The sequence below is a fragment of the Ureibacillus manganicus DSM 26584 genome, from assembly GCF_000772945.1.
In the GTDB taxonomy this organism is placed as follows: Bacteria; Bacillota; Bacilli; order Bacillales_A; family Planococcaceae; genus Ureibacillus; species Ureibacillus manganicus.
In genome coordinates this window covers 107,990-120,227 of record NZ_JPVN01000007.1, presented here as the reverse complement: position 1 = coordinate 120,227, position 12,238 = coordinate 107,990, and the positions used below count along the sequence as shown (strand labels likewise).

At 34.2% G+C, this 12,238-nt stretch carries 8 protein-coding genes; 2 read left to right on the top strand and 6 right to left on the bottom strand.

Annotation, left to right across the window (positions count from 1 at the left end; all coding sequences use genetic code 11):
• Nucleotides 1–24: 24 nt before the first annotated feature.
• Nucleotides 25–1,404 carry a uracil/xanthine transporter gene (locus CD29_RS07380; RefSeq protein WP_235801795.1) on the bottom strand — a complete coding sequence of 460 codons (1,380 nt, stop codon included), beginning with the start codon at nucleotides 1,402–1,404 and terminating at the stop codon, nucleotides 25–27.
• 199 nt (nucleotides 1,405–1,603) lie between these two features.
• Here CD29_RS07380 and CD29_RS07375 point away from each other — a divergent pair, with 199 nt between their 5' ends.
• Nucleotides 1,604–3,262 (top strand): PucR family transcriptional regulator, encoded by a 1,659-nt coding sequence (locus tag CD29_RS07375; RefSeq protein WP_036184812.1) that lies wholly within the window; start codon nucleotides 1,604–1,606, stop codon nucleotides 3,260–3,262.
• Between the two features lie 104 nt (nucleotides 3,263–3,366).
• Here the strand turns inward: CD29_RS07375 and CD29_RS07370 are convergent, their stop codons facing one another.
• On the bottom strand, nucleotides 3,367–4,746 hold the full coding sequence (locus CD29_RS07370; RefSeq protein ID WP_036184810.1) for an NCS1 family transporter: 1,380 nt from the start codon (nucleotides 4,744–4,746) through the stop codon (nucleotides 3,367–3,369).
• 922 nt (nucleotides 4,747–5,668) lie between these two features.
• Here CD29_RS07370 and CD29_RS07365 point away from each other — a divergent pair.
• A complete protein-coding gene (locus CD29_RS07365) occupies nucleotides 5,669–6,994 on the top strand; it encodes a uracil/xanthine transporter (RefSeq protein WP_036184808.1) in 1,326 nt (441 codons plus the stop codon).
• Nucleotides 6,995–7,366: 372 nt separating this feature from the next.
• Here the strand turns inward: CD29_RS07365 and CD29_RS07360 are convergent, their stop codons facing one another.
• The 4 genes from CD29_RS07360 to allB all read right to left on the bottom strand — a co-directional run bounded on the left by CD29_RS07360 (nucleotide 7,367) and on the right by allB (nucleotide 12,233).
• Nucleotides 7,367–7,750 (bottom strand): RidA family protein, encoded by a 384-nt coding sequence (locus CD29_RS07360; RefSeq protein ID WP_036184806.1) that lies wholly within the window; start codon nucleotides 7,748–7,750, stop codon nucleotides 7,367–7,369.
• Between the two features lie 20 nt (nucleotides 7,751–7,770).
• Complete coding sequence (locus tag CD29_RS07355; RefSeq protein ID WP_036184804.1) at nucleotides 7,771–9,438, bottom strand: PucR family transcriptional regulator; 1,668 nt, start codon at nucleotides 9,436–9,438, stop codon at nucleotides 7,771–7,773.
• A gap of 80 nt (nucleotides 9,439–9,518) precedes the next feature.
• Nucleotides 9,519–10,844: an allantoinase gene (locus CD29_RS07350; RefSeq protein ID WP_036184802.1), complete on the bottom strand. Its 1,326-nt coding sequence runs from the start codon at nucleotides 10,842–10,844 to the stop codon at nucleotides 9,519–9,521.
• A 30-nt stretch (nucleotides 10,845–10,874) separates the two neighbouring features.
• Nucleotides 10,875–12,233 carry an allantoinase AllB gene (gene allB, locus CD29_RS07345; protein ID WP_036184801.1) on the bottom strand — a complete coding sequence of 453 codons (1,359 nt, stop codon included), beginning with the start codon at nucleotides 12,231–12,233 and terminating at the stop codon, nucleotides 10,875–10,877.
• Nucleotides 12,234–12,238 lie beyond the last annotated feature (5 nt).

Sequence of the window (12,238 nt, the reverse complement as noted above, 5' to 3'; positions counted from 1 at the left end):
GTAGATGCCTTGTATTGAAATTCTTTATTTTAGCTCTAATTCTTTTGAATTCTCTATATTTAAGCTATCTTCATTTTCCTTGTGATTTTTCCCAATATCCCCGTATCGATCCCATTTTATAAGATTCTCTAATAGTATAGCGAGGATAATTCCAACTAATAATCCGCTGCTAAGTACTGGTCGAATCACACTTGGAATCGAGACAAAATAAGTAGCTGGAAGGGTCATAATTACAACACCTACAAATATCGGAATAGCCGAACGATAAATATTAACAGTATTAAATTCAACCTGTTTGAAGAAATTCAAGGAAGAATTGAAAAGAAGTAAATATGATACAAAAAGTGCAGCACTACCAACACTTAAAGGTAGTTGTGAGAAAAAACTACCAATCGGTGGTATGAGTCCTATGACAAGAAACATAAATCCACCTAACACTAAGGGAATTCTTTTTATTATTCCTGTTTGACTTAAGAAACCAATTGATGAAACGTAAGGCGAATTTGGAACAAGTCCAAAAATACCAGCTATAAAAGTAAAAATTCCTGTAATAGTAAAAGAAGCTCTGTATTCGGAATTTGTTGTTTTCACATTATACAGTTCCTCGGTTCCTTTTAAAGACCCAAATGTATTAGCAGTGTTTAACAATCCTGCAATTACTGTAGTAACAATTATTCCTATATCCCATGCAGGTTTCCCTAATGGAAATAGCTCAAACCCAAGCGATGTCCCTGCACTTACAGCATTTTCTGGTCTGAAAATAATCGCATAAATAATCCAACCACCGATAATTCCAATGAGTAACCCATAACGTCGAATACTTGAAGGTGCTTTCACACTAATTAAAATTACAATAATTGCGATTGCTATTGATAATAGAGATACAGCAATATCGATTTGCACACTCTGTGCTTGGTTTCCAAATGGAATGCCTAGCATCCCTTTTAAAAAGATTCCAACCAATTGGCATCCGAACAAAAACATAAATGCGCCCATTACTGCAGGGTTAAATAACTTAGCAATTCGTGGTCCGACTCCAGTGATACCCATTAAAAAAGTCAATATCGAAGTAATTATTACTCCAACAGTTAAACTGCCTCCTAAAAGTGATAAAGGCATCCCTTGCGCTACAGCCGAACTACATAAAGTTAAAATTACACCCCACCATAGCCCAGAATGCCCTTCCATAATGGCACGTCTATGCCCAAAGATAGCTTGAACAATACATGCCAACCCTGTCACGATAAAGGAAAGATGTAGCATATTGACAATTGTGTTTGGAGAAAGCTCAAATGCTGCTCCAACAGTGATCGGAATAATTACTATGTTGGTAAAAATAAAAAAGAGCCATTGCAAGCCTGAGATCCAGTTACTCGATTTTAATAATTCATTAATAACAATCACCCTTTCTGTATGAAAAGTTAGGTTACTTCTATATTTCGATAATTCTACCTATTCGTATAGTTGATTACAAGTACTGTTTAAATAAAATTATTGTTTACAATGAACAAATTTTGCTTTGATTTTTGTTTATGTATACCGTAAAATGAACAGAATTGTAACTAAAGCAGAAAATTTGTACGATAAAAGAGAGGAACCTCGAATGAAAACTGTAAATGATTTATTTATTTTAGAAGGTATGAGAGAAGCAGTTGTACTTGCTGGCCATCGCGGCCTCACTAGAAATGTACAATTTGTAAATATATCAGATACGCCGGATGCAATTAATTTTTTGGCAGAAAATTTCCTTCTTTTGTCAACTGGATATGCATTTAAGGATAATACGCAAGAATTTTGTGAGTTAATAAAACAGATGAACGACCTAAATTGTTCAGGCATTGTAATTAAAATTAATCGATTCTTCCATCAGCTGCCGACCGAAGTAAAACTATTAGCTGATAATTTAGCATTTCCGATTATCGACTTACCTACAGCACATACATTAGGGGAAGTTTCCCGTCATATTTTAAATTACTTAAATGATCATGAGGCCGAGCAATTATATTATGCGTTGCATGTTCAAAAAGAGTTTTCTGATATGCTAATTAAAGGTTATAGCCTTAGTGCATTATTAGAACAATTAGGTCACCTTTTGGCACGACCTTGCCTTTTGTTAAACCATAGAGGTGAGGAAATTGCTCAAAGTCACCATTTTATAAAGGAATCCATGAAGCAAGTTAAAGAGGAAGTTATTGAGAAAGTAAAAGAAGACTTACCTCTTGCAAGAGAAGGTACTACTTTCACAATTCCCTCAAGGGAACTTGAAAGTGTTACAACATTTTCAGTTCATACGAAACGGCAATATCCAAGTATGCTCGTTATATTTGACTCACTTACTCTACCTTACCCTTCATCACAAATGGCAATAGAACAAGCTGGTAACGTTATATCGTTTACAATAGTCAAGGAGCAAGCAATCGAAGAAAATGCTAGATTGTTAAAAAACAATTTCTTCGCAGATCTTATTGAAATGAAGATTCAATCAGACGAAGAAATATTAAGTCGATCAAACTATTACGGACTACAAAAAAATATGGAGAATGTTTGCATAGTTTGCACAATCGATACAAAAGGTGAAGAGTACGAATCGTTACAACTTTACGAAAAAAAAATAGGTGAACTTCATAATACTGTTTACGATCAAATCGAAGATGAAATTATTAATGAAGGTGTAACAGCTACGCTATTCACAAAGGGAAAATACTTTGCAATGGTTGTACAGTTCCAGAAATATGGTGATGAGCAAGTTAATATAATTACTCAATTTCTAGAAAAAATCCAAACAAATTTCAATGGGGACTTTACCCTTTCATTTGGTGTAAGCCATTCTGTTCCATCCCTTAAAGAAATACCTACAATCTATCAGGAAGCTGTAGAAGCAATTACCCAAGGTTATGAACAAAAATTAAATGGTTTTATTAAATATTACAAAACAAGGGATTTAGAGGAATTATTAAAAGCGCTTCCTCGGAAAGATATAAAAGCGCTTTATGAAAATACATTAAAATCATTAGCTTTTCCAAAAACAAAAGAAGACATAGAGTTAATAAAAACAATTCAAGTCTATTTGGATTCTCAATGCGAAATCTCCGAAACTTCTAGAAAATTATTTGTCCATCGAAATACAGTGAAATATCGAATAGCAAAAGCAGAGGAAGTGCTAAACTGTTCCCTTCGCGATCCAGCTGATTCTTTGAGAATACGTGTTGCACTTGTTATTGGCGCAATACTAAATGAAGATGAAAATGTAGTAAACCATTAATATGTATCTAAAAATGAGTCTAGTGAGAAAACTGGACTCATTTTAAAATGACAAAAACAATACCTCATGGGAGATACTCACCATGAGGTATTGTTTTAAGCTAACTATTTAAAAGATGTTCCGTTTTTGAAGCTTGAACCTTTAAATGCATATCTTGTAAGTAAATAATAAGTAAGTCCTGCTACAACTAACCCAATAATCCATGCGATGTCTACTAGGATAAATGCTGCTCCAGCACCGACGAACATTGCAATTAGACCAGCAGGATTGTACCCCGCAAACGAACCTCCGTCGTTGTATAAATCAGTAATATCTACTTTTTGTTTACGAATAATATAATAATCCACTAAAAGAATTGCGATAACTGGTCCTAAAAATGCTGAGTAGATTAGTACGAACATATTTAGTCCATGTGCTGAAGACTCTTGTATTAGTAACCAAGGGAATGCAGCTAGTGCAAGTAATCCTGCTAAAATCGCAGCTGGTTTGTATTTCATTTTAGTTAATAATTGAATTACATATGTTGGTGGAATAACGTTTGCCACCATGTTTGTAGCAATTACTGTAAATACGATAAACGCTGAAACAGCTACTGCAAGAATATCATTATCAAGTACTACTGGTAATGCAATTGCAGGATTTGTTATTCCTGTTGCTGCAGCTAACATTGCACCAATTACAATAACGAAACCGTATGAAAGTGTAATTGGAATAAAGTATAATGCTCCACGCTTAGTATTGCTTAGACCTGTTTTTAATTCTCTTGAATAGTCTGCAGCACTTACGAAAATACCTGCATAGTTACCTAAGAACACCATAATTAATGCGAAGAATGGTAATCCCCAAGTACCTTCAGCTTGTACCCAAGTTGTAGTAATTTCAGTACCATACTGTGTTACAAGAATCCAAAATACATAAATAAGTCCGATAATGAAGATTACAGATGCAATTGTCTCTACCCACTTAATAGCATGGAAACCGTAAAGTGAAATTACAATTTGTACTAATTGAAGAATTACGAAACAGATAAAAATGTTGTCAAAAGATCCATTTGTTACAATTTTAGCTATCTCATTTAATGCTGTACCACCGATCCAACTTTGAACACCATACCATACGATAGCGGGTACCCCTCGTAGTAATGAAGAAATAACTGTACCTTTTGTTCCGAAAGCCATTCTCAATTGGACAACGTATGGAATACCTGATTTATAACCAAGTCGATCATTTAATGCGAAAATCGTTGAAATAATTGCGATTGAAATTAATGCTGCCAAAATAGTTTGGAAAAGGTTTAACGTTGCGATCCCTGCAATAATTACACTGGCACCTAACGTCATATTCCCTATGTTAACTCCATCGCCAATCCACATGAATATATAATCTTTTGAATTGACAGTTCTTTCATTATCAGTTTTTGGGTGTAGTGATTTATCCAAAACCGAAACTTGTTCAATATTTGTCATGTTAGTATCGTTTGACATATGACATACTCCTTTTTCTTGATGTATTTTGCTGCGATATATTAACGATAAGTAAAAGTTTAAACACTTTGTTTATTAATTCACATTAGTTAGTGTTTGCATTTTGAATAATAATTTTCCTCCCCAATATTAGGTAGTTTACTTCAATTTGCAAAAAATTTATCACTTTGTTCAACTAATAATCCTATCGAAAACGTTTTCACCCTTGAACATTTTTTATTATACATAGGTTTTTTCGTATGGTCTTTATGTCAATTAAACAAAATGGACAACCGTTCGCTATAAACGTTGCATAACAATAATCATAATTACAGTTCATTCGTACAAACCGTTGTACAAAATAGACAAAAAAAATTTTTACAAATCAAGGAAAAATAGCATTCAATAGTATAAATTATTAAGAATTGTGGGAATAAACTATTAATTACTCGCACTTTTGAAGTGCGCTAAAAGTTGTCTTTATGTTTTTTTATTAATCATCAATACATAAAAAGTTCTCAAAAAGTTCCCTTTGAATAATCTGCTCTAGTTTTTATTAATTACTCCTCACTATGGACGAATTAGATTTTTTCTTTAGCAATTGTAGATAAAAAAAAAATAAAATTTCATCCTTTGTAGTTCTCTGTATCGAATTTGCTTTTTGCTACACTATATAAGCTGATTATTTTAATAAAAAAGTATGAATGCATGGTGTTTTAATTTCATAACGCCAAACAAACATAACTTTTTATTAACAAAGGGAAACTATCATACATCAAGGTACATCATCGTCCCCCATTTTTTTTTAAGAACGTTAATCCTAGTGATTTTAGCAAATATTTCAACAGTGTATACAAATGTTACATCATCACATAACAAAGAAAAGATCAGTAAAGCTGTTGTTCATTAGTAAATTTTTCAGGAAAGAAGAAGTGAATATAATATGAATGAAATAAAAAAAGTCGATAACTGGCTTGGCGGTTTACAATGGTTAATGTTTATTTTTATTAACACAGTTGTAGTACCAATTACGATTGGTGCTGCATATGACTTAAGTCAAGAAAAAATTGTAAGTATGATGCAATTTTCCTTTATAATTGGTGGGATAGGATGTTTATTACAAGCAATTATTGGTCATAGAAGACCAATAATGGATGGACCTTCGGGACTATGGTGGGGTGTAATTTTAGCGCTATCTTCAATGTCTGCTGCACAAGGTATTCCTTTAGCAGAGGTTGGTGGAAGTATTGCAGTTGGTGTAATCATTGCGGGTATCTTAACTATACTAATCGGTGTTACTGGCTTTGGTTATGTTTTAGAAAAATTATTTAACCCAAGTGTAATGGGAACTTTCATGTTACTATTTGGTGTTTCACTTTGTATCAGTTTCTTTAAAGGTATGTTTATTTCAGCTGAAGGTACGATTGATATAGGAATGGGCCTTTTATCAATTGCTATTGTATTATTGGTATTAATCTTAACTATAAAAGGTTCGAAAAAAGTAGCTCAGTATTCAATGTTAATTGGTATCATTATCGGTTGGCCTTTATTTGCAATACTATTAGGTTCTAGCAGCCAATTAGGCGGCGGTGAAGTTCCACTTACTCTTGAATTATTTTTATTCCCTCTAGGTGAACCTGCTTGGAATATGGGGATTATTATCACAGTAGTTGTAACTGGTATTTTAAATCTTTCAAAACAATATGGTTCAATTAAAGGTACAGACATTATGTATCCAGAGCAACCATCAACAAGTAAAGACTATCGTAATTCATTTGTAATTACTGGTGTTCAAAGTCTATTATCTGGTGTCTTAGGGTTAGTACCATATTCACCGTTTGTGTCATCTATCGGTTTCATCCAACAAACAAAAATATATGATAGAATGCCATTCATTTTCGGTTCTGTTATGTTCTTTATTATGGGGATTATTCCTCCAGTAGGTTATTTCTTTACACTACTTCCATTAAGTATAGGTAGTGCCGTGCTATTCGTATCGTACGTAACACTATTTGGATCTGCTCTTGAATGGTATAAAAAAGTATCATTTAACTCAACTAACGTTTACCGTGCAGCAATTCCGTTGTTTATCGGTTTAGTTTTGTTTGCTATTCCAGGTTCAGCTTGGTCAACTTTACCTCAATTTGCTCAACCTTTACTATCAAGTGGCTTATTGATGGGTTCGATTATAGCAATAATTGTCGAGAATACAATGGATTGGGACAAGGTTGGTATTGAAGAAAAAGCAAATGTTCAAAAGAATGTCTAACGCCTTTTAAATACACGCAACTGTATGACGATTGTTATATAGTTGCGTTTTTTGTTTCTAGTATAAAACAGGCCGGGACATAAGTAAAAAAGTACAATCCACCATTCATTGGGATTGTACCTTTTGATATAGCGACGTTCGTTTCCGAAGCATGCTTCGCTTTCCGCAGGGAAGCCATGAGCCTCCGGGAGCTAAAGCTCTCCGGGGTCTCATGACTGCTTCTACGTCCTGCTGGAGTCTTCGCATGCCTCTCCAACGAACGACTTTCTAATATAGCGTTAGCAGATTTTTATTATACGTAATACTTACTTTGGTTGAAAGTTATCTTTAATCCCAGCCAATTTATTTCAACAAGCATAATCTAACTTTTATTTATGCTTTTCTTTTAGCAATAAATTCAATCTCTACTTCTGCACCTAATGGCAATGCTAATACAGCTACACATGTTCTAGCTGGATACGGATCATTGAAGAATGTCTTATATACTTCATTCATGGCATTAAAGTTACCCATATCCGTAAGATATACATTTACTTTGACTACATCATCAAACGTTAAATTTGCTGCTTCAAGTACGTCATTTAAATTTGTAAAGCATCGTTTAGTTTGCTCAGCAATATTTCCTTTTAAATCTTCAGCAGTCTCAGAATTCATAGCTGTTTGTCCAGAAAAGAATACAAACGGATCCGCATCAACTGCATGAGAATACGGTCCTGAAGCTGTTACATTTTTTCCACGATACGTTTTTCTAACCATTACAAAACACTCCTATTAATTTAATATTTATTTAATTTTTCTCGTTCAAGAAGTTCGGTTATCTTTAATCCGATTTGTACTAATAACATTTCTTCAGCATCATCAAAATTCATTCCGGTAATTTCTTTAATTCGTTCAATACGATACACAGCCGTTTTATGATGGATAAACAGCTGTTGAGATGCTTTTGTTGCATTTTGATTGCACTGTAAAAATACTTTTAATGTGGTTATCAAGTCAGACTTATTTGCTTGTTGGTAATCTAACAACATCTGTAATGATGGTGGAATAAAGGACTTTAAATCTTCTGTATCGGTGAACTGCCCTAGCATTCTAAAGACTCCTAATTCAGAATACGATGTAATGGATTCTTTACCATTTAATACTTCTCCATATTCCAAGGCATCTCTAGCTTTGATATAGCTATCTGAAATAGTCTTCACATCTTCTGACAACGTCCCAATACCAACTTGAATCATAATATCCTTATCTTGTTTGTTTACCCATTCAATAATCTTTGTTACATTGTCTTTAATATTCTTTAACCAATGGCGATCTTCTAAATTGACTTTCCAAAGAACAACTTTTAATCCGCTCTTATTGCCAGTTATAGCTTGAGGTAAATAGCGGTACATACTCTCATCTAGAAGTGTTTCCTCGTTACCACCTTTGGATATTCCACGCCGTAATTTTTTCGTTGATACCCGGTCTGCACTTTTTCTTAGTTTTAATAGTACAACTGCAAAAGACCCTTCAATATCCCAACCAATTAAATTGGCATCATGATACAGTATATTCGGGGGTACTTTTCCTTCTATTAACTGCTCTAGTAAATCATTTTTAAACCGTTTATCTACTTCAGCAACTGCAAACTTTTTAACTAATTCAAGAGATAAAGAAGTTGCAGCATTTTCTACCGCAATAAAATCAAGTTCTTGTAAGGGTTTATTCATTTCCCCGATTAATAAATAAGTTTTTATATGATTAATAGTCTCGATCTGGACAACAATTTGATGCCCTACTTTCTCTTGTTGTTCACGATACTTAACTACTTGACGATAATGAGGAAATTTCATCATTTCACTTTCATTTACATGGTAGTTTTTTGCAACAATCTCGAAGTTTGTTAAGTATGGCGATGTCGATGCTAAACATATAAAATTACGGTCAAACAAAGCAACAGGATTACCAATTAGCTTCTCTAATGTTTCAATAATTTTTTCTTCACTTTCATTTGCTAATGATAAAGCAGTAAACTGGTCATGGATTTCTTTATAATACTGAAGTCTTTTTACCTGAAGATCTAAAATTTCTTCCATTACAGGATACATAATATCAACATAAGGAACCTCTTTGGGTATTTGTATAATCGGCAACCTGCACTTTTCTGCTTCATCAATAATTGACTTGGGAATTTCTTTTACAAATCGATGGGTTTTAATTACTAAAGCACTAATATCCTTTTCAGCCAATTTTGCAATAAACTGACGTTGTTCTTCCTCATTAAATGAAAGAATTGGGTATAAACTTGTTAGAAGTAGTTCTCCACCCTGTAACCAGTCAGTAATATCTGGCGCTTCCATAATAGTCGATCCTTTGACCACTTTATGTAAATATTGTTTCCCACTTAATACATTTGCATTTTTAAGAGATGATAATGTCAACAAGTCTTTAACGGAAAACTCCAATAACAATCCTCCTTCCCTATAGAAGAAAAGGGCGGAGAATTATAACCCTCAGCCCTTTATTATTGAGATCTTACTATTTTTTAAGCATCTAGAAAAGTGCCGTTCTCAAACACTACTTTACCATTTACGATTGTAGTTTTTACTTTTCCATTAAACGTCATTCCTACATATGGGGAATGTTGATGACGATAAAATAAGTCATCATTTTCTAATTTAAAGCTCTCATTTATGTTTACAATTGCAATATCTGCATCGTATCCAACAGCTATATTACCTTTGTTTGCTAAACCAAATACTTTAGCAGGATTTGTCCCCATTAATGTAACGATTTTTTCTAAAGGCAAGTTTCGTTTAAAATGTCCTTCAGTAAGCAATACATTTAATGTAGATTGTGCACCAGAAATACCTCCCCAACCTTCAAAGTAATTATCTGTTACAGTCTTCATTGAAGTTGGTGCTGGAGAGTGGTCAGAAGCAATCATGTCAACTTCACCATTTAGCACAGCAGTCCATAGATCGTCCACTTCATCTTGGTCACGTAGTGGAGGAGCACATTTTGCTAATCCACCTTTTTCTTCTAAATCTTTAACTGTTAACGCTAAGTAATGTGCACATGTTTCAACAGTTATATCTACGCCTTTTTGTTTTGCCTCATTTATAACGTCTACAACTTTTTTACTACTTGCATGTACTACGTGTACTTTACAGCCTGTCGCTTCTGCATAAGAAATTAGTCTACGAACTGCTTCAATCTCAGAGATGATTGGTCTAGATTCAACAAAGTCACGTGCTGATGTTTTACCAGCTCTAATTTTCTCTGTTGCAAGTTGATCACACATAACTGTACTTTCTGCATGAACAGCAAGTCTAGATCCAACAGCTGCTATTTCTTTCATTCCTTTATAGAGGGTTTCATCGTCCGCACGATTGAAATCATCAATTCCACTTGGGGACATGAATGCTTTGAAGCCAATAACTCCATTTTCATGAAGCTCTTTTAATTTACCGATATTTTCTGGAACTAGTCCACCCCAGAAGTTCGGGTTTACCACTGATTTTTCAGCTGAAAGTTTTTTCTTTATGTCTAAATTTTCCTTATCAATCGTTGGAGGTGTACTGTTTAATGGCATATCGAAATAGGATGTTACTCCACCTGCCGCTAAGCTTTTACTTCCAGTTTCAATACCTTCCCACTCTGTTCTTCCCGGCTCATTAAAATGAACATGTGTATCGATTAACCCAGGGAACACATGGAGACCTTCTGCATTTATTTCGTTCGTTCCTTGACCACTAATTTGTGATCCTACTTCAACAATTTTGCCATCCTTAATGGCAATATCTCCTGTTGTTACGGATTCTGAAGTTACAATTTGACCATTTCTAATTATTAAATCGTAAGTTGCCATCTATATGATCTCCCTTTACACAAACGTTGTTTATTTCCCAGCTGAAAGAAGTTTCCCTTTAGGTTCGCCAACAATTCCTTGTTCTAAGTCAAATACAACATTACCACGAACGATTGTTTTTGTTACGCGACAGTCAATTTTACGTCCTTCATATGCAGAGTGTTTATTTTTATAATATAAATCTTCTCTTTTTACAACATACGATTGATTTGGATCTACTAAAATAATGTCAGCATCTTTTGTTACTGCAATTTCACCTTTGTTTGGTAAATTAAATCTTTGTGAAGGATTGTATGCAATTAAGTCAACAAATTTTTCAACAGCTAAACCACGTTGTTTAACAGCTAAATCGAACATTAAATCTACATTGTTTTGAACTCCACTTATACCGCCCCATGCTTCAAAGATATTACCTTGTTTCAAATCTTCAGTACATGGTGAATGGTCAGAAGTTAACCAGTCAATATTTCCGTTAAGTAATTCTTCCCATAATTTCTCTTGGTCTTTTGCTCTACGTAGTGGAGGCTGGCATTTTGCTCTTGGTCCAATTTCAGGTAGCATCTCAGCATTCATTGCAAAATAGTGTGGACATGACTCAACAGTTACATCTACACCTTCAGCCTTTGCATTTTGAATTACTTGAATTGCTTCAGATGTACTAATGTGTACTAAATGCAATTTACACCCTGTTTCTTTAGCAAACAAAATTGCACGTTGCACAGCATCAACCTCAGTAAAAGTAGGGCGAGAATCTACATAGTCTGCTGCTGATGTGCGGCCTTCTCTTACCATTTCTTCTGTAAGTCGTTTTGTAACATTTGGGTTCTCAGCATGAATACATAATATGCCACCTAATTCAGCAATTTTTTGCATCCCTTTATACATGGAATAATCATCTACATGCGTAAAGTCACCAGGAACATCACTTGTAATATCAGAAAGGAAACATTTAAATGCTAATACCCCACCGTCCCACATTTCTTTTAGTTTATCTAAATTTTCAGGGACAAGTCCGCCATAGAAGCCGTAGTCTACATAGTTTTGATTTACAGCTGCTTCAAGTTTTAAATCTAGGGCTTCTTTGTTAATTGTTGCAGGAAGTGCATTTAAAGGCATTTCCACATAACTAGTTGTTCCTCCAGCTGCCATTGCCTTTGAACCTGTTTCAAAACCTTCCCACTCTGTTCGGCCTGGTTCACTAATGTGTACATGTGTATCGACCATTCCTGGCATAACATATTGACCACTAGCATCAATTACTTCATTTGCTGTATCTGTAATTTCTTGTGCAATACATGCAATTTTTTCATCTTTTACACCGATATCTACTTTACGGACACCATCTCGGAATACTACATTTCCATTTTTAATAATTAAATCATACATCATTACAG